This is a genomic window from Enterobacter cloacae complex sp. ECL352 (assembly GCF_020149545.1).
In the GTDB taxonomy this organism is placed as follows: Bacteria; Pseudomonadota; Gammaproteobacteria; order Enterobacterales; family Enterobacteriaceae; genus Enterobacter; species Enterobacter asburiae_B.
In genome coordinates this window covers 1,680,951-1,698,583 of record NZ_CP083709.1, presented here as the reverse complement: position 1 = coordinate 1,698,583, position 17,633 = coordinate 1,680,951, and the positions used below count along the sequence as shown (strand labels likewise).

Annotated in this window: 17 protein-coding genes and 2 pseudogenes; 12 read left to right on the top strand and 7 right to left on the bottom strand. The window is 52.9% G+C overall.

Features of this window, described 5'->3' with window-relative positions; all coding sequences use genetic code 11:
• The first annotated feature begins 202 nt into the window (after window positions 1-202).
• Window positions 203-1,300, top strand: coding sequence for a glycerol dehydrogenase (locus LBF07_RS08265; protein WP_007372182.1), 1,098 nt, complete (start codon window positions 203-205; stop codon window positions 1,298-1,300).
• A 113-nt stretch (window positions 1,301-1,413) separates the two neighbouring features.
• Window positions 1,414-1,563: pseudogene (locus LBF07_RS24715) on the top strand (hypothetical protein); the annotation flags it as partial.
• Here LBF07_RS24715 and LBF07_RS08260 read toward each other — a convergent pair.
• A pseudogene (locus tag LBF07_RS08260) lies at window positions 1,553-1,768 on the bottom strand (dihydroxyacetone kinase subunit DhaK); the annotation flags it as partial. The pseudogenes LBF07_RS24715 and LBF07_RS08260 overlap by 11 nt on opposite strands.
• A gap of 560 nt (window positions 1,769-2,328) precedes the next feature.
• Between LBF07_RS08260 and LBF07_RS08255 the strand changes: the two are divergent.
• Window positions 2,329-3,426: a glycerol dehydrogenase gene (locus tag LBF07_RS08255; protein ID WP_007372185.1), complete on the top strand. Its 1,098-nt coding sequence runs from the start codon at window positions 2,329-2,331 to the stop codon at window positions 3,424-3,426.
• A gap of 89 nt (window positions 3,427-3,515) precedes the next feature.
• Window positions 3,516-5,441, top strand: coding sequence for a dihydroxyacetone kinase operon transcriptional regulator DhaR (gene dhaR / locus LBF07_RS08250; protein ID WP_009653098.1), 1,926 nt, complete (start codon window positions 3,516-3,518; stop codon window positions 5,439-5,441).
• Here the strand turns inward: dhaR and LBF07_RS08245 are convergent.
• From LBF07_RS08245 to LBF07_RS08230, 4 genes are read right to left on the bottom strand one after another with little or no spacing between them, the layout of a single operon-like run.
• Complete coding sequence (locus LBF07_RS08245; protein WP_007372187.1) at window positions 5,419-5,949, bottom strand: cob(I)yrinic acid a,c-diamide adenosyltransferase; 531 nt, start codon at window positions 5,947-5,949, stop codon at window positions 5,419-5,421. The two genes, dhaR and LBF07_RS08245, sit on opposite strands and share 23 nt — an antisense overlap.
• A complete protein-coding gene (locus LBF07_RS08240) occupies window positions 5,950-6,303 on the bottom strand; it encodes a glycerol dehydratase reactivase beta/small subunit family protein (protein WP_007372188.1) in 354 nt (117 codons plus the stop codon).
• Window positions 6,304-6,319: 16 nt separating this feature from the next.
• Complete coding sequence (gene dhaT / locus LBF07_RS08235) at window positions 6,320-7,483, bottom strand: 1,3-propanediol dehydrogenase (RefSeq protein WP_007372189.1); 1,164 nt, start codon at window positions 7,481-7,483, stop codon at window positions 6,320-6,322.
• A gap of 22 nt (window positions 7,484-7,505) precedes the next feature.
• Entirely contained in the window at window positions 7,506-7,934 is a 429-nt protein-coding gene (locus LBF07_RS08230) for a heme-binding protein (RefSeq protein WP_007372190.1), read from the bottom strand.
• A 392-nt stretch (window positions 7,935-8,326) separates the two neighbouring features.
• On the opposite strand from LBF07_RS08230, the gene LBF07_RS08225 reads away from it, so the two are divergent.
• From LBF07_RS08225 to LBF07_RS08205, 5 genes are read left to right on the top strand one after another with little or no spacing between them, the layout of a single operon-like run.
• The gene (locus LBF07_RS08225; protein ID WP_016241522.1) at window positions 8,327-9,994 is read left to right on the top strand and encodes a propanediol/glycerol family dehydratase large subunit; all 1,668 of its coding nucleotides are present in this window, start codon (window positions 8,327-8,329) and stop codon (window positions 9,992-9,994) included.
• 11 nt (window positions 9,995-10,005) lie between these two features.
• Complete coding sequence (locus LBF07_RS08220; RefSeq protein WP_009652918.1) at window positions 10,006-10,590, top strand: propanediol/glycerol family dehydratase medium subunit; 585 nt, start codon at window positions 10,006-10,008, stop codon at window positions 10,588-10,590.
• A 2-nt stretch (window positions 10,591-10,592) separates the two neighbouring features.
• The gene (locus tag LBF07_RS08215) at window positions 10,593-11,021 is read left to right on the top strand and encodes a diol dehydratase small subunit (RefSeq protein WP_007372193.1); all 429 of its coding nucleotides are present in this window, start codon (window positions 10,593-10,595) and stop codon (window positions 11,019-11,021) included.
• Between the two features lie 10 nt (window positions 11,022-11,031).
• A complete protein-coding gene (locus LBF07_RS08210; RefSeq protein ID WP_007372194.1) occupies window positions 11,032-12,843 on the top strand; it encodes a diol dehydratase reactivase subunit alpha in 1,812 nt (603 codons plus the stop codon).
• 53 nt (window positions 12,844-12,896) lie between these two features.
• Window positions 12,897-13,700 carry an MIP/aquaporin family protein gene (locus tag LBF07_RS08205; protein ID WP_032655135.1) on the top strand — a complete coding sequence of 268 codons (804 nt, stop codon included), beginning with the start codon at window positions 12,897-12,899 and terminating at the stop codon, window positions 13,698-13,700.
• 51 nt (window positions 13,701-13,751) lie between these two features.
• On the opposite strand, the gene hdeB is transcribed toward LBF07_RS08205, so the two are convergent.
• On the bottom strand, window positions 13,752-14,003 hold the full coding sequence (gene hdeB, locus LBF07_RS08200) for an acid-activated periplasmic chaperone HdeB (protein WP_007372196.1): 252 nt from the start codon (window positions 14,001-14,003) through the stop codon (window positions 13,752-13,754).
• 316 nt (window positions 14,004-14,319) lie between these two features.
• On the opposite strand from hdeB, the gene LBF07_RS08195 reads away from it, so the two are divergent.
• Window positions 14,320-15,636, top strand: a complete 1,317-nt coding sequence (locus LBF07_RS08195) for a site-specific integrase (protein ID WP_016243850.1) — start codon at window positions 14,320-14,322, stop codon at window positions 15,634-15,636.
• Window positions 15,637-15,922: 286 nt separating this feature from the next.
• Here LBF07_RS08195 and LBF07_RS08190 read toward each other — a convergent pair whose 3' ends face one another.
• Window positions 15,923-16,138, bottom strand: coding sequence for a hypothetical protein (locus tag LBF07_RS08190; protein WP_016243849.1), 216 nt, complete (start codon window positions 16,136-16,138; stop codon window positions 15,923-15,925).
• A gap of 111 nt (window positions 16,139-16,249) precedes the next feature.
• On the opposite strand from LBF07_RS08190, the gene LBF07_RS08185 reads away from it, so the two are divergent.
• The gene (locus tag LBF07_RS08185) at window positions 16,250-17,260 is read left to right on the top strand and encodes a hypothetical protein (RefSeq protein WP_016243848.1); all 1,011 of its coding nucleotides are present in this window, start codon (window positions 16,250-16,252) and stop codon (window positions 17,258-17,260) included.
• Between the two features lie 119 nt (window positions 17,261-17,379).
• Window positions 17,380-17,616 carry an AlpA family transcriptional regulator gene (locus LBF07_RS08180; RefSeq protein WP_016243847.1) on the top strand — a complete coding sequence of 79 codons (237 nt, stop codon included), beginning with the start codon at window positions 17,380-17,382 and terminating at the stop codon, window positions 17,614-17,616.
• Window positions 17,617-17,633: the final 17 nt, after the last annotated feature.

Here is a 17,633-nt window from a genome sequence, read left to right as displayed (position 1 = left end):
CATTGTTTCAATGTGAAACGCATTATTTTTTTATCTGTTTCAGAACAGAACAAAAAAGGGAAAAATTTTTTTCGCCGCGGCTCGCCCTACAGTGGATGCATCGCTCCGGCAGCGTGGCTGTAAGCGCCATTGATATCAGGCGCCGCGGCATGACGGCCTGGGCTCACGTGTCAACATACGCACTTATTTGAGGGTGAAAGGAATGCTAAAAGTTATTCAATCTCCAGCCAAATATCTCCAGGGACCTGATGCCGCCATGCTGTTTGGCGAATACGCTAAAAACCTGGCCGACAGCTTTTTTGTTATCGCCGATGACTTCGTGATGAAGTTGGCGGGCGACAAAGTATTGAACGGCCTGCATAGCCACAATATTAGCTGCCATGCGGAACGGTTTAACGGCGAGTGCAGCCATGCGGAAATCAACCGCCTGATCGCCATTCTTAAGCAGCACGGCTGCCGCGGCGTGGTGGGTATCGGCGGCGGGAAAACCCTCGATACAGCGAAGGCGATCGGCTATTACCAGAAGCTGCCGGTGGTGGTGATCCCGACAATTGCCTCAACCGATGCGCCGACCAGCGCGCTGTCGGTTATCTACACCGAGGCGGGCGAGTTTGAAGAGTATCTGATCTACCCGAAAAACCCGGATATGGTGGTGATGGACACGGCGATTATCGCCAAAGCGCCGGTACGCTTGCTGGTGGCCGGGATGGGCGATGCGCTCTCCACCTGGTTTGAAGCCAAGGCCTGCTTCGATGCGCGAGCCACCAGCATGGCGGGCGGGCAGTCCACGGCGGCGGCCTTGAGCCTGGCGCGCCTGTGCTATGATACGCTGCTGGCGGAAGGCGAAAAAGCACGCCTGGCGGCTCAGGCTGGAGTGGTGACCGATGCGCTGGAGCGTATTGTCGAAGCCAACACCTATCTGAGCGGTATCGGTTTTGAGAGCAGCGGCCTGGCCGGCGCGCACGCGATTCACAACGGTTTCACCATCCTTGAAGAGTGCCACCATCTGTATCACGGCGAAAAAGTCGCTTTCGGCACCCTGGCGCAGCTGGTACTGCAAAATAGCCCGCTGGAAGAGATCGAAACCGTGATGGGCTTCTGTGAAAAAGTCGGCCTGCCGATCACCCTTGCCCAGATGGGCGTGAAAGAGGGTATCGAAAGCAAAATCCACGCGGTGGCGAAAGCCACCTGCGCGGAAGGCGAAACCATCCACAATATGCCGTTCCCGGTCACCGCGGATAGCGTCTACGCCGCCATCCTTACCGCGGACCTGCTTGGGCAGCAGTGGCTGGCGCGTTAAGTCTTTCACAAGGTTCTATGCCGCGGCGCATTGCGGCATCAACTCCTCCCTCCGGCAGCCGCTGCCGGAGGGTTTTGTCGTTTTAACTGTGTTAACTCCAGCGGAAAAGGGATATGACAGCTCAGACTCAGGGTGCGGAAAATGAAGTTTCAGCCGTTATCAGCCAGTCGTGGCATCGCTGCAGCAAATTTATGCAGCGTGAAACCTGGCAGGCGCCGCATCAGGCGCAGGGGCTGACCTTTGAATCGATCTGCCGTCGCAAATAAACCCAACGTGCGCGGGTTCGTGTCCTGAACCGCCGCCGGAGATCACCGCCACGTTATTTTTGTTAAGGTCGCGGCGAACCACGATGCGAATGGCCGGATCGCTCTCCAGACGCGCCAGGTTATTCCACGGGCTGGTGATAATTGTACCGTCGATCACGTCGCTAACGAGATGGGGGCGTTGATTAAAAAAGAATTGAGACATAACGGCTCCTCGAGGTTGAGTGTAAGACAAACCCCCGAATGCATGTTCATGGTGCGGAGGCGATAGAGAGATTCTGGCGAAGTCAGCATGGAAAAAAACAACACGAAAATGAGTTTCATTACGAAACGTGATTGCTGTTTTTTGTTCCGAAATGAAACTTAATTAGGCGAGAAATCATCACAATGCGAACTCGCTCGACTTTTTCCTCCTGCGATCAGAGCAGGCCACACGGCGCAGTCAGTCTTTTTTGCGGGGCTTTACCCAGGATGGCGCGTAATTGGGGAAATTTATCATCGTGTTTGTCGGTAATTTCGCGGTAACGGAACGGATCGAGATCGCAAATCTCATTATTTTTGTGGTTAAGCGTTCCAATATGAAACGCATGTCATTTTTATCTGTTCCATATCAGAACAAAATGACGAAAGATTTTTTTGTACACGCCTCGCCATACAGTTATTACATCGCTCCGGTACGTCCGCTTTCGCCGTCAACATCAGGCTAAACGGGTTAACGCCAGGGCTCACCATGTAAAAACATGTACTTATTTGAGGATGAAAGGAATGCTAAAAGTTATTCAATCTCCAGCCAAATATCTCCAGGGTCCTGACGCTTCTACCTTATTTGGTCAATACGCTAAAAATCTGGCGGACAGCTTTTTCGTGATTGCGGACGACTTCGTCATGAAGCTGGCGGGAGAAAAGGTACTCAATGGCCTGCACAGCCATGACATTAGCTGCCACGCGGAACGCTTCAACGGTGAATGCAGCCATGTTGAAATTAATCGCCTGATTGCCATTCTGAAAAAACACGGTTGCCGCGGCGTGGTTGGGATTGGCGGTGGGAAAACGTTAGATACCGCCAAAGCAATTGGTTATTACCAGAAGCTGCCGGTAGTGGTGATCCCGACCATCGCCTCAACCGATGCGCCAACCAGCGCGCTGTCCGTTATCTATACCGAAGCGGGTGAGTTTGAAGAGTATCTGATCTACCCGAAAAACCCGGATATGGTGGTGATGGATACCGCAATTATTGCCAAAGCGCCGGTACGTCTGCTGGTGGCCGGGATGGGCGATGCGCTCTCGACCTGGTTTGAAGCGAAAGCCTGTTATGACGCTCGGGCGACCAGCATGGCGGGCGGGCAGTCCACCGTGGCGGCGCTGAGCCTGGCGCGCCTGTGCTATGATACCCTGCTGGCGGAAGGCGAAAAGGCACGCTTAGCCGCCCAGGCTGGCGTGGTGACCGATGCGCTGGAACGTATTGTCGAAGCCAACACCTACCTCAGCGGTATCGGCTTTGAAAGCAGCGGCCTTGCGGGGGCACATGCCATCCATAACGGCTTTACGATTCTGGAAGAGTGCCACCATCTGTACCACGGTGAAAAAGTCGCCTTTGGTACGCTGGCGCAGCTGGTGCTGCAGAACAGCCCGATGGAAGAGATCGAAACCGTGCTGAATTTCTGTCAGAAAGTGGGCCTGCCGGTAACGTTAGCGGAAATGGGTGTGAAAGACGACATTGACGGCAAGATTATGGCCGTGGCTAAAGCCACCTGCGCAGAAGGTGAAACTATTCACAATATGCCGTTCCCGGTGACGCCTGAAAGCGTACATGCCGCTATTTTGACGGCAGACCTGCTGGGACAGCAGTGGCTGGCGCGTTAATCGGGCACAGGTAAATTTACCCAGCATCTTCTCCCCCTCTGACAGTCTCTGCCGGAGGGGTTGTCTATGGCAAAACAGCGGAAATGGATATGACGGCGCACACGCATAGCATCGGGCAGGAAGTCTCTTCGGTTCTCGCCCAGTCCTGGCATCGTTGCAGCAAGTTTATGCAGCGGGAAACCTGGCAGGCGCCGCATCAGGCGCAAGGGCTGACCTTTGAGTCGATTTGTCGTCGCAAGACGGCGCTGCTGACGATTGCGCAGGCCGCGCTGGAAGATGCCTGGGAGTTTATGGACGGTCGTCCGTGCGCACTGCTGATTCTGGATGAATCAGCCTGTATTCTCAGCCGTTGCGGCGATCCGCAGACGATAGAACAGCTGGCGGAGCTTGGATTTCGCGACGGCAGCTATTGCGCGGAAAGCATTATCGGCAGTTGTGCGCTGTCGCTGGCGACGATGCCGGGGCAGCCGACAAAAACCTCTGGCGCTCAGCACTTTAAACAGGCGTTGCATCCGTGGTCGTTCTGCTCGACGCCGGTGTTCGATAACCATGGGCATCTGTTTGGCTCCATCTCATTGTGCTGTCTGGTAGAACATGAGTCCGTTTCTGATTTATCCCTGACGCTGGCGATTGCCAGAGAAGTCGGCAATTCATTGCTGACCGACAGCCTGCTGGCAGAATCCAACCGCCATCTGAACCAGATGTACGGGCTGCTGGAGAGCATGGATGATGGCGTGATGGCCTGGAATGAGCAGGGGGTGTTGCAGTTCCTCAATGCGCGCGCGGCGCTGCTTTTGCATCTCGACGCGCAGGCCAGCCAGGGCAAAAACATTCACGACCTGCTCAATATGCCCATGCTGCTGCGTCGGGCAATTAAACATGCCCGCGGTCTGAATCACGTCGAAGTCACTTTTGAAAGCCAGCACCAGTTTGTTGATGCTGTTATCACCCTGAAGCCGATTGTTGAGGAGCAGGGCAACAGCTTTATCCTGCTGCTGCACCCGGTGGAGCAAATGCGTCAGCTGATGACCAGCCAGCTTGGTAAGGTGAGCCACACCTTTGAGCAGATGTCGACGGACGATCCGGAAACCCGACGCTTGATCCATTTTGGTCGCCAGGCGGCAAGGGGGAGTTTCCCGATCCTGCTGTGTGGGGAAGAGGGCGTAGGGAAAGAGCTGCTGAGCCAGGCCATTCACAATGAAAGCGAACGCGCCAGCGGACCGTATATTGCCGTGAACTGTCAGCTGTATGCCAACAGCGTGCTGGGGCAGGATTTTATGGGCAGTGCGCCTACCGATGATGAAAATGGTCGGTTGAGCCGCCTTGAGCTGGCGAACGGCGGCACGCTGTTTCTGGAGAAAATTGAATATCTGGCACCGGAGCTGCAATCCGCGCTGTTACAGGTGATTAAGCAGGGAGTATTAACCCGTCTTGATGCCCGTCGGCTGATTCCGGTGGATGTGAAAGTGATCGCCACCACTACGGTTGATCTCGCTAATCTGGTGGAGCAAAACCGCTTTAGCCGCCAACTGTATTACGCGCTGCACTCTTTTGAGATTGTTATCCCGCCGCTACGGGCGCGGCGTAACAGTATTCCCTCGCTGATTTATACGCGACTGAATAGCCTGAAAAAACGCTTCTCATCCAGCCTGAAGATCGACGACGACGCGCTGGCACAACTGGTGGCTTATTCGTGGCCGGGCAATGATTTCGAGCTGAACAGCATTATCGAAAACATCGCTATCAGTAGCGATAACGGGCATATCCGGCTGAGTAATTTACCTGATTATCTGTTTGCCGAGCGTCCCGGTCTGGAGACCGCGTCTTCCCTGCTGCCAGCCAGCCTGACGTTTACCGCTATCGAAAAAGAGGCGATTATCCATGCCGCCCGTGTCACCAGTGGGCGAGTACAGGAGATGTCGCAACTGCTGAATATTGGTCGCACCACCTTGTGGCGTAAGATGAAGCAGTACGACATCGACGCCAGCCAGTTTAAGCGCAAACATCTGGAGTAGTTTCTTCGATTCTGGCCATGGAGAACAGCGCATCCGACAGCCGGTTGATATAACGCCTGGGTTCATCGCGTAACGTCAGCTTTTTGTCCATCGCGATGAGGATCCGCTCCAGCCGCCGTGCCAGGGTGCGCGCCACGTGTAGTTGTGCCGATGCCAGATTTTTCCCCGGAATGACAAATTCTTTCAGGGGGCCGCTCTGCGCCATATTGCGATCAATAAGTTGCTCCAGCGCCTGAATATCCTCGGCGTTAATCGTCTGCGTTAAGCGGGCGAGACCTTTCTCATCGCTGGCGAGTTCCGCCCCCAGCACAAACAGCATCTTCTGGATGGCATGCAGATCCTGGCGTAATTCTGCCTGGCGCGAGCTGGCATAGCAGACGCCAAGCTGGGAAATCAGTTCATCCACCGTACCATAGGCGTTAACGCGGATGTCGTCTTTGTCGATACGGCTGCCGCCAAATAGCGCGGTCGTGCCTTTATCACCGGTTCGGGTATAGATGCGATACATTTATTTTATCTCGCTGAAGGGAAGCACTTTGACCAGTTGGCCCGCATTGGCGCCGAGCGTGCGGATGCTGGCTATCCCAGCGGCGATATGCCCGCAGACCAGCGCCCGATCCTCGGGTAGCTGGGCGTGGGTTAGGGCAATATCACCACTGGCGCTGAGGCCGAGACCCACGCGTAGCGTTGAGCTTTTAGCCGCCAGCTTGCTGAGGGCCAGCGCGCAGTCATGCTCGTCGCAACAGATTGTCCGGCAAGGGACGCCTTGCTCTTCCAGCCCCCAGCATAGTTCATCAAGCACGCGCGTATCCTGCCAGCGTGAGTGATAAAACAGATGTACGCCCGGTGATGAAAGTGACATTGCGCCCCCTTATTGATCAGAATGCCTGACGGAAGATCCCGGCAATTTCTTTCTCGTTCCCTTTACGCGGGTTGGAGAAGGCATTGCCGTCTTTCAGCGCCATTTCCGCCATATACGGGAAATCGGCTTCTTTGACGCCCAGCTCGCGCAGATGCTGCGGAATACCGATATCGGCTGACAGGCGAGCGATGGCGCGAATCGCCAGCTCGGCAGCATCCATGGTGGACAGACCGTCAGTGTTCTCACCCATAAACTCCGCGATGTCGGCAAATTTCTCCGGATTAGCGATCAGGTTATAGCGCGCCACGTGCGGCAGCAGGACGGCATTTGCTACGCCGTGCGGCATGTCGTACAGACCGCCAAGCTGATGCGCCATCGCGTGAACGTAGCCAAGGTTGGCGTTGTTGAAGGCCATACCCGCCAGCAAAGAGGCATAGGCCATATTCTCGCGAGCTTTCAGGTTGCTGCCCAGTGCTACGGCCTGGCGTAAGTTGCGGGCGATCAGACGAATTGCCTGGATAGCGGCGGCGTCGGTAACCGGGTTGGCATCTTTTGAAATATAGGCCTCAACGGCGTGGGTCAGGGCGTCCATTCCTGTTGCCGCAGTCAGTGGCGCAGGTTTGCCGAGCATCAGCAGTGGGTCATTAATGGAAACCGACGGCAGGTTGCGCCAACTGACAATCACAAACTTCACTTTGGTTTTGGTATTGGTCAGCACGCAGTGACGGGTGACTTCGCTGGCGGTACCGGCGGTGGTATTCACCGCGACGATCGGCGGCAGCGGATTGGTCAGGGTTTCAATCCCGGCATAGCTATAGAGATCGCCTTCGTGCGTCGCCGCGATACCGATGCCTTTACCGCAGTCATGCGGGCTACCGCCGCCGACGGTAACGATGATATCGCATTGCTCTTTACGAAAAACGTCCAGGCCGTCGCGCACGTTGGTGTCTTTAGGGTTTGGCTCGACGCCGTCAAACACCACCACGTCAATACCGGCTTCACGCAGATGTTCGAGGGTTTTATCAACCGCGCCGTCCTTAATGGCTCGCAGACCTTTATCAGTCACCAGCAGCGCTTTTTTACCGCCCAACAGTTTGCAGCGTTCGCCCACGACGGAAATAGCATTCGGGCCAAAAAAGTTCACATTTGGCACCAGGTAATCAAACATACGATAGCTCATAATTTACCTTCTTAGATTTAAATTATAATTCAGAGAAACAATTCAGTGCGGTTTGCGCTAATAACATGTCTTGTTCGACAGTACCGCCACTTACGCCGACAGCACCGATTAATTTATCGTTTAACATGACAGGTAAGCCGCCACCAAAAATAACGATCCGCTGTTGATTCGTTAGCTGTAAACCATATAGTGACGCACCCGGTTGTACCGCGTCGGTAATTTCATGGGTCCCCTGCCGCAGACAGCAGGCGGTATACGCTTTATTAAGAGAAATATCACAGCTGGTGACGAACGCGTCGTCCATGCGTTGCATCAGCAGCGTGTTGCCGCCGCGATCCACCACGGAAAAGACCACCGGCACGTTGATCTCAAGCGCTTTAGCCTCGACGGCCTGCGCCATTTTTTTCGCCGCCGCCAGCGTAATGGTGGCGATTGGTTGGCTCTTATTCACAGTCTCTCCTGAAAATGTTGTAGGGCTGATGTCACGAAAATATCGCGATACAGCTATTTTTTATCATTGGGTTTGGCTTTATTTTCTCGCCGCGCGTTATTAAGTCAATAGGGTGAAAATTTAAAAAGTATTAATTTAATTTTGTGTATTAGTGTTTATTGATAATGATCATTTAACTTCGTCACAATTCGCTACGAATATTCCTGAGAACCGTTTCAATATGGAACGATGAATTTTTATTACGTGCCAAATTGGAACGAAATTAATTTTATTTTTTTATTGCTGTGCTCATTTAGAGTTCGGCCATTGCTGATGAAAGGCGAATGCCGGGAGGTGTGTCCCCGGCAATACGGCCCGGCGTCCCTATTTTTTATCTTTTGAGTCCATAAACTATGAGAAGATCAAAACGATTCGAAGTGCTTGCGAAGCGCCCTGTAAATCAGGATGGGCTGATTGGCGAATGGCCTGAAGAGGGACTGATCGCCATGGAAAGCCCCTACGATCCGGCTTCGTCGGTGAAGGTAGAGAATGGTCGTATTGTTGAGCTGGACGGCAAGAGCCGCGCCGAGTTCGACATGATTGACCGTTTTATTGCCGACTACGCGATTAACGTGGCTGAAACTGAACGGGCAATGCGGCTCGACGCGCTGGAGATCGCCAGAATGCTGGTGGATATCCACGTCAGCCGGGAAGAGATTGTTGCTATTACCACCGCTATCACCCCGGCGAAAGCGGTGGAGGTGATGGCGCAAATGAACGTGGTGGAAATGATGATGGCGCTGCAAAAAATGCGCGCCAGACGCACGCCGTCCAACCAGTGCCATGTCACCAACCTGAAAGACAACCCGGTACAGATTGCCGCCGATGCGGCTGAAGCGGGGATCCGTGGTTTTTCAGAACAGGAAACGACGGTCGGGATCGCCCGCTATGCGCCGTTTAACGCCCTGGCGCTGCTGGTCGGTTCCCAGTGCGGTCGCCCCGGCGTGCTGACGCAATGTTCCGTTGAGGAGGCGACTGAGCTGGAGCTGGGGATGCGCGGGTTAACCAGCTACGCCGAAACCGTGTCGGTATACGGTACAGAGTCTGTGTTTACCGACGGCGATGATACGCCGTGGTCCAAAGCGTTTCTCGCCTCGGCCTATGCGTCTCGCGGACTGAAAATGCGTTACACCTCTGGCACCGGTTCGGAAGCGCTGATGGGCTATTCCGAGAGTAAATCGATGCTCTATCTGGAGTCGCGCTGCATCTTTATCACCAAAGGCGCGGGCGTACAGGGGCTGCAAAACGGTGCGGTCAGCTGTATTGGCATGACCGGCGCGGTGCCGTCGGGGATCCGCGCGGTGCTGGCGGAAAACCTGATTGCCTCAATGCTCGACCTTGAAGTGGCCTCCGCCAATGACCAGACCTTTTCCCACTCTGATATTCGCCGTACCGCCCGTACCCTGATGCAAATGCTTCCCGGCACCGACTTTATCTTCTCCGGCTATAGCGCCGTACCGAACTACGACAACATGTTTGCCGGGTCGAACTTCGACGCGGAAGACTTCGATGATTACAACATTCTGCAACGCGATCTGATGGTTGATGGTGGTCTGCGTCCTGTAACCGAAGAAGAAACCATCGCCATCCGCAACAAGGCGGCACGCGCCATTCAGGCAGTGTTCCGCGAACTGGGCCTGCCGCTGATTAGCGATGAAGAAGTCGAAGCTGCTACTTATGCTCACGGCAGCAAAGATATGCCCGCGCGCAATGTGGTGGAAGATCTGGCCGCCGTGGAAGAGATGATGAAGCGCAATATCACCGGGCTGGATATCGTCGGCGCACTAAGCCGTAGCGGTTTCGAAGATATCGCCAGTAACATCCTCAATATGCTGAGACAGCGTGTTACCGGTGATTACCTGCAAACGTCGGCTATTCTGGATCGCCAGTTCGACGTCGTCAGCGCCGTCAACGACATCAATGATTATCAGGGACCTGGTACCGGCTATCGCATCAGTGCCGAACGCTGGGCGGAAATTAAAAATATTGCGGGCGTGGTTCAGCCCGGCTCGATCGAATAAGGCGGTACACAGTGGAATGCACAACTGAACGTAAGCCGGTTTTCATCTTACAGGTGAGCGAAGGCGAGGCGGCTAAAGCGGACGAACGCGTGGATGAAGTCGTGATAGGCGTCGGCCCGGCCTTTGATAAGTATCAGCATAAAACCTTGATTGATATGCCGCACAACGCGATTTTGAAAGAGCTGGTTGCTGGCATCGAAGAAGAGGGGCTGCATGCGCGAGTAGTGAGGATCCTGCGCACCTCAGATGTTTCTTTTATGGCATGGGATGCGGCAAATCTCAGCGGCTCAGGCATTGGGATTGGTATCCAGTCGAAAGGAACCACGGTGATTCATCAGCGCGATCTGCTGCCGCTAAGTAACCTGGAACTGTTTTCTCAGGCTCCGCTGCTGACGCTGGAAACCTATCGTCAGATTGGTAAAAACGCCGCACGCTATGCACGCAAAGAGTCGCCTTCGCCGGTGCCAGTGGTCAATGACCAGATGGTGCGCCCTAAATTTATGGCCAAGGCCGCGCTGTTTCACATCAAAGAAACCAAACACGTGGTGCAGGATGCTGCGCCTGTCACGTTGCATATTGCACTGGTAAGGGAATGACCATGAACGACAACATCATGACCGCGCAGGATTACCCATTAGCCACCCGCTGCCCGGAGAAAATCCGGACGCCTGGCGGCAAGCCGCTAACCGACATTACCCTTGAGAATGTGCTGGCGGGCCGCGTAGGGCCGCAGGATGTGCGTATTTCTCAGCAAACGCTGGAGTACCAGGCGCAGATTGCCGAGCAGATGCAGCGTCATGCCGTGGCGCGCAATTTTCGTCGTGCGGCAGAACTGATTGCGATCCCGGATGCCCGCATTCTGGAGATCTACAACGCACTGAGGCCGTTTCGTTCTTCGTTCGCCGAGTTGCAGGCCATTGCCGATGAACTGGAACACACCTGGCACGCCACGGTGAACGCCGGGTTTGTCCGCGAGTCGGCAGAGGTATACCAGCAGAGAAATAAGCTGCGTAAAGGCAGTCAGTGACGGAGGCAGCATGCCGTTAATTGCAGGGATCGATATCGGCAACGCCACCACTGAAGTGGCGTTGGCGCAGGATGGCCGGTTTATCGGCAGCGGGATTGTCGCCACGACCGGGATGAAAGGCACGCGGGAGAATATCGCCGGGGTGGTCGCGTCCCTGCAGCAGGCGCTGGATAAAACGCCGTGGTCGCTGCAGGACGTGGCAAAAATCTGCATCAACGAGGCCGCACCGGTGATTGGCGATGTGGCGATGGAAACCATCACTGAAACCATCATTACCGAATCAACGATGATTGGTCATAACCCGCAAACGCCCGGCGGCGTTGGCGTGGGCATGGGAACCACCATCGCCGTGGAGAAGTTGGCGGCGTTGAGCGAGGATCGATTTGCCCAGGGCTGGATACCGTTGGTGGGTGAGGAGATGGATTTCCTTGAGGCGGTTTGGTTTATCAATGAAGCGCTGGATCGCGGCGTCAACGTGGTGGCGGCCATCCTGAAAAAAGATGATGGCGTGCTGGTGAATAATCGCCTGCATCGGCCAATACCGGTGGTTGATGAAGTCACTCTACTGGAGAAGGTGCCGGAAGGCGTGCTGGCGGCGGTGGAAGTGGCGGCCCCGGGACAGGTGGTGCGGGTGCTGTCGAATCCTTACGGTATCGCAACCTTCTTTGCCCTGACCCCTGAGGAAACACAAACTATTGTCCCCATCGCCAGAGCGCTGATTGGCAACCGTTCCGCTGTGGTGCTGAAAACCCCGCAGGGAGATGTGCGATCAAGAGTGATCCCGGCGGGTAAGATCTTTATCCGTGGTGAAAAGCGTGGCGGTGAAGCCGACGTAGCGCAAGGCGCGCAGGCCATTATGCAGGCGATGAGCGCCTGCGCGCCCGTGTGTGATATTCGTGGTGAAGCAGGCACGCACGCAGGCGGCATGCTGGAGCGGGTGCGAAAGGTAATGGCGTCCCTGACCGGCCATGAGATGAGCGCGATATACATCCAGGATCTGCTGGCGGTGGATACGTTTATTCCGCGCAAGGTGCAGGGCGGGATGGCCGGCGAGTGCGCCATGGAAAATGCCGTCGGGATGGCGGCGATGGTGAAAGCGGACCGTCTGCAAATGCAGGTTATCGCCCGCGAACTGAGCGCCCGACTGCAGACCGAGGTGGTGGTGGGCGGCGTGGAGGCCAACATGGCCATCGCCGGGGCGTTAACCACTCCCGGCTGTGCGGCGCCGCTGGCGATCCTCGATCTCGGCGCCGGCTCGACGGATGCGGCGATCGTCAACGCGGAGGGGCAGATAACGGCGGTCCATCTCGCCGGGGCGGGGAATATGGTCAGCCTGTTGATTAAAACCGAGCTGGGCCTCGAGGATCTTTCGCTGGCGGAAGCGATAAAAAAATACCCGCTGGCCAAAGTGGAAAGCCTGTTCAGTATTCGTCACGAGAATGGCGCGGTGGAGTTCTTTCGGGAAGCCCTCAGCCCGGCGGTGTTCGCCAAAGTGGTGTACATCAAGGAGGGCGAACTGGTGCCGATCGATAACGCCAGCCCGCTGGAAAAAATTCGTCTCGTGCGCCGGCAGGCGAAAGAGAAAGTGTTTGTCACCAACTGCCTGCGCGCGCTGCGCCAGGTCTCACCCGGCGGTTCCATTCGCGATATCGCCTTTGTGGTGCTGGTGGGCGGCTCATCGCTGGACTTTGAGATCCCGCAGCTTATCACGGAAGCCTTGTCGCACTATGGCGTAGTCGCCGGGCAGGGCAATATTCGGGGAACAGAAGGGCCGCGCAATGCGGTCGCCACCGGGCTGCTACTGGCCGGTCAGGCGAATTAAACGGGCGCTCGCGCCAGCCTCTCTCTTTAACGTGCTATTTCAGGATGCCGATAATGAACCAGACTTCTACCTTAACCGGGCAGTGCGTGGCCGAGTTTCTTGGCACCGGATTGCTCATTTTCTTCGGCGCGGGCTGCGTCGCTGCGCTGCGGGTCGCCGGGGCCAGCTTTGGTCAGTGGGAGATCAGTATTATCTGGGGCCTTGGCGTCGCCATGGCCATCTACCTGACGGCCGGTGTCTCCGGCGCGCACCTTAATCCGGCGGTGACCATTGCCCTGTGGCTGTTCGCCTGTTTTGAACGCCGCAAGGTGCTGCCGTTTATTGTTGCCCAGACGGCCGGGGCCTTCTGCGCCGCCGCGCTGGTGTATGGGCTCTATCGCCAGCTGTTTCTCGATCTTGAACAGAGTCAGCATATCGTGCGCGGCACTGCCGCCAGCCTTAACCTGGCCGGGGTCTTTTCCACGTACCCGCATCCACATATCACTTTTATACAAGCGTTTGCCGTTGAGACCACCATCACGGCAATCCTGATGGCGATGATCATGGCCCTGACCGACGACGGCAACGGAATTCCGCGCGGGCCGCTGGCGCCGTTGCTGATTGGCTTGCTGATCGCCGTGATCGGCGCGTCGATGGGGCCGCTAACCGGCTTTGCGCTGAATCCGGCGCGCGACTTCGGCCCAAAACTGTTTACCAGTCTGGCCGGGTGGGGCTCGATCGCCTTTACCGGTGGGCTGGCGATCCCTTACTTTCTGGTGCCGCTGCTGGCGCCGGTGGTGGGGGCGATTATCGGGGCGTTTTTGTATCGCAAGCTTATCGGCCGCTTTCTGCCGTGCGAATGCGGTATCGATGAGTAAAGCGGGACCCGCCGCAGCGCGGCGGGTTTCCCCGGCCTGATGCCGGGGGGGTTATTTTTTGATGACCGCGCTGAGATCGCCAAGTTTAGCGGCGGGGTTCTTGTGGCACTCCTGCAGCATTTTCGGTACCGAAACGGTCTCGACTTCATGCCAGTCAACATAGTCGCCGCCGCTAAAGTCGGTGTTGCGATTCACTACCCAGAAGGCCACCGGGGTCATGCTTTTTGGGTTCATATCCATAAATTCCTGACAGGTCATATTCTGCGGCGTGGTTTCCTCAACCGCGAACGCCGGGCTGGTCATCAGACAGAATGTGGTAGCCGCCACGGTCAATACGAGTGCTTTAGGGAAGGTGCGAACAAGTCCCTGATATGAGATCATGTTTGTCATCTGGAGCCATGGAACAGGGTTCATTATGAGTCATAAAATTGGCATGTTTTTAATTGTTTGTCATTGTCTCTATTCGTATTTTTAATTGTCTATAATCAATCGGTTATGAAGTTATTTTTGTTTCTGATTGGTTCTCTTATTTCCCCATTGTACTATCCTTACCTGACCCATTACCTGACCCAAAATGGGCATTGGGTCAGGTAACGCTTATCCTCAGAAAGGTAACCTCATGGCCGCTAATCTTACCGAGACTGCTATACGTGGATTGAAGACAAAAAGTACGTCGTACTACGTGTGGAGCAACAGTGCTCAACGTGGTACTGGCAGGCTTGGCGTTAAGGTTCAACCTTCAGGCAGCAAAGTTTTTTATTTCCGTTATTACGTTGAGAAAGGGAAGAAAGAGAAGTTCATCCAGTTGGGCATCTGGCCTGAGATGAAACTCGTAACAGCCAATGAGCTGGCGAAAAAGTATGGTGCCTGGCTTGTTGAAGGAAAAGAGCCCCAACAAGAGCTTGAGCAACAACGCCTGGCCGAAGAGCACATTATGCAGATCCATCGCTCTCAAGGATCGTTTGAAGAGCTGGTGCATGGCTACGTTAACAAGATGAAGCTCGACAATAAGCGGACCTGGGCTGATGTTCTGAAGCGTCTTGAAAAAGAGTGCTACACGGTTATCCCTCGAGAAACCAAAGCGAAAGATGTAACACCTCTGCAGATCAAAACCATCCTCTCAGGCATTATCCAGCGTGATGCGGTGGTGCATGCTAATCGGATTCGCTCGTATCTGATGGCGGCATTTAACTACGGCCTGAAAGCTGATAACGATCCGATTAATACCAGCGTGGGTATCACGTTTGGTCTTGAAGTTAACCCGGTCTCGGCCATACCGAAACAGTCTTCGGCGGAAAAAGTGGGTGATACATGGCTAACACTGGAAGAGTTGCGTGTTGTCATGGAACAGTTCGCCGGGGCCACCAACGTTGGGCCGCTGATGCAGCATCTGATTCGCTTCTGTGTTTATGCTGGTGGGCAGCGTCCGTTTGAAATGATTGCCAGCCAGTGGAGTGCTATTGATTGGCAACAAAAGACGTTGCTGGTCATAGCCGATGTATCGAAAAACAAGCGTGAGCATCTGATCCCGCTGACTGAATCGGCACTACAGGAATTAGCCTCAGTGAAAGAACTGACTAAGGAAAGCAACAGTCCCTATATCTTCCCACTCTCGACCAATGGAGATCGACCGGTACGCACTGATAGTCTGGCGCGTTCCATCATGTATTTCCGGGCTTTTAATCCTGAGTTTAAAGTTTTCACGGCGCGAGATTTACGTCGCACCTGTAAAACGTTGATGGGGGAGGCGGGGATCAGCAAAGAGATCCGCGACCGTATCCAGAATCACGCTTTGAATGACGTCAGCTCGAAACACTATGATCGTTATGATTACTTGCCTGAAAAGCGCAGGGCGCTTGAGATTTGGGAAGATAGGGTCAACAACTATCAGCGACAGCAGGAAAACAACGTTGTGAACTTGTTTGGGCGGAGGTAAGGACTCGTTGGGCTAAATAGCTGCGCGGAATAGTGCTCCACTTTTGATGAGTCCTTGCAGGACAAGGGGTTAAGCATTATACCCACTCAGCCGCGTTACATCTGGCTTGTGGTTTGCTGCTCTTGTGGTAACTGCCATACGTCAATAGGTGGCAGTTGTAGCAGTATTAGGCGCAGCTATTTAGAGCCTGTGGGGTGAGCACAAACCTTTACTTCAGGGCAATATAGGCAGGTGTATCAGGGAAATACAGCCCTATGATGCGACTGGTTAGCGACATCTTGCCAGACTAACGGGCGAGGCCAACGGCTTTCGCCTGTGCCTGATTTTGTTTGAGTTGTTGCTCAATTTTTTGCACAGAAACACCGGTTTCAATTGCGGTTGAGCTGGCGACGGCACGGTAAATTTGTGCTTTGGTAACTATTTTTTTTCTCACGAGCTGTTCTTCTTGGACTATTTTGTTAATTTTAGAGAAGAACAGTACTCTAAACAAGATGCCTCGCATATCTAACTTTTCAGTATCCGCAATAAGTATCTTAATTTCTGAACAAGGCTACTGATTTTATTGATATAAATTGATAGCATCATTGTGTGGAAAATATCATAAGGAAGTAAAATGAAAGCTGGGTCTTATTTTTATTCTTTAAAATTAGTTTCTGATAAATTGAAGATAGATCCTGAGTTGATCGTTGATGAGTGGCTTCAACATAGGGTTTCATTGTATATGAAATTGAATTCTTTGCCCTGTAGAATTATTCGGTATATTGGTGCCGATTCTTTTTTGTTGAAATACGAGATTTTAAAAATAAAAAATGGAATGGATTATTATCAACATGAGTTAATGCCGGAATTCAAAGTTAGACAATTCCATCCAACCAAGAATACCGACATTGATGCCAGGTTAATAAATAATGACCTTGGAATATCCCGTTTTACATATAGTGGTTATGCGTATGGTTATTGGAGATTGAAACCAACAAAAACAGCCCATTTTTTAAAAGAAAAAATTATATCACCAGGCCTAAATATTGTGTTAAGTGATAATGAAGTCCTTGAGAGTATCACTATTCATGGGCGAGATGATAGTGATTATTTAATTTTGTCCAATGAGGCGTCAAAAATTTTAGTTGAGGTGTATGTTGATAGTAAATCTTTTGATTTTTTGCAGAATTATTATTTATTAAGTGATGAAGTGGAAGTTTCTAAAGACAGCATTGATTATAATTATTGTGATATAAAAAAGTCAGTGGATTCAATTCCGTTTATTGAACACTATAGAGCGGCGCTATATATTTTTATACATGAATGGTGGGGGGCGGGATCATCTGAGGAAGTAGTGATTAATAAATTGATCACACATCTTGAAATGAGTCATCAATTAAAAGTTAAGCATTCAACTGTTAAACGATGGGCTGAAAAACCGCAAATAAATGCAAAATATAGAAGCATGTCTGATCAGAAAAAAGTTTTGTCCATTTTAATTTCTGAGTACTGTAGTACGAAAAACATTAAAAAAGAACCTATGGCAGTTGCATCTTTGTTGAATGAATTTATTCACTCTGAGAAATATTGTTTTAACTGTGAAGTCACTTTTAGTGAACTAGAGGTAGCCACATGGATAATTTAATCATAATACATAAAAATTTTGTCTTACTAAGTGGCTATTAACTGCTTAGTAAGACAAGAATGACTTTCTTGAGTTGTAAATCTGATACATGCTTCTTTTACCAAAACAATGGAGGCAGTATGAAAACAACATTCAAGTATCCAACATCAAGCGAACGCTTGCAGATCCTACGCAACTATGGCGAACCCCATGATCGCCTCGTACGTGAAAAAGAACGTCAGTGCATCACATCGATATCTCGTTCAACGGCTTGGAAACTGGAGCAAGTTGGTCAGTTTCCGTTGCGTAAGTCTATTGGGTTGAAGTCCTGTGGTTGGTTGTTAAGCGATCTGCTTTGCTGGATTAACGAACGTTAGGATCCAGAGGTTTTGTG

Bases quoted from the DNA above. Each gene is read 5' to 3' on its own strand.
- LBF07_RS08265 (WP_007372182.1), top strand. From the start codon at position 203: ATGCTAAAAGTTATTCAATCTCCAGCCAAATATCTCCAGGGACCTGAT.
- LBF07_RS08255 (WP_007372185.1), top strand. From the start codon at position 2,329: ATGCTAAAAGTTATTCAATCTCCAGCCAAATATCTCCAGGGTCCTGAC.
- dhaR (WP_009653098.1), top strand. From the start codon at position 3,516: ATGACGGCGCACACGCATAGCATCGGGCAGGAAGTCTCTTCGGTTCTC.
- LBF07_RS08245 (WP_007372187.1), bottom strand. From the start codon at position 5,949: ATGTATCGCATCTATACCCGAACCGGTGATAAAGGCACGACCGCGCTA.
- LBF07_RS08240 (WP_007372188.1), bottom strand. From the start codon at position 6,303: ATGTCACTTTCATCACCGGGCGTACATCTGTTTTATCACTCACGCTGG.
- dhaT (WP_007372189.1), bottom strand. From the start codon at position 7,483: ATGAGCTATCGTATGTTTGATTACCTGGTGCCAAATGTGAACTTTTTT.
- LBF07_RS08225 (WP_016241522.1), top strand. From the start codon at position 8,327: ATGAGAAGATCAAAACGATTCGAAGTGCTTGCGAAGCGCCCTGTAAAT.
- LBF07_RS08215 (WP_007372193.1), top strand. From the start codon at position 10,593: ATGAACGACAACATCATGACCGCGCAGGATTACCCATTAGCCACCCGC.
- LBF07_RS08210 (WP_007372194.1), top strand. From the start codon at position 11,032: ATGCCGTTAATTGCAGGGATCGATATCGGCAACGCCACCACTGAAGTG.
- LBF07_RS08205 (WP_032655135.1), top strand. From the start codon at position 12,897: ATGAACCAGACTTCTACCTTAACCGGGCAGTGCGTGGCCGAGTTTCTT.
- hdeB (WP_007372196.1), bottom strand. From the start codon at position 14,003: ATGACCAGCCCGGCGTTCGCGGTTGAGGAAACCACGCCGCAGAATATG.
- LBF07_RS08195 (WP_016243850.1), top strand. From the start codon at position 14,320: ATGGCCGCTAATCTTACCGAGACTGCTATACGTGGATTGAAGACAAAA.
- LBF07_RS08190 (WP_016243849.1), bottom strand. From the start codon at position 16,138: ATGCGAGGCATCTTGTTTAGAGTACTGTTCTTCTCTAAAATTAACAAA.
- LBF07_RS08185 (WP_016243848.1), top strand. From the start codon at position 16,250: ATGAAAGCTGGGTCTTATTTTTATTCTTTAAAATTAGTTTCTGATAAA.
- LBF07_RS08180 (WP_016243847.1), top strand. From the start codon at position 17,380: ATGAAAACAACATTCAAGTATCCAACATCAAGCGAACGCTTGCAGATC.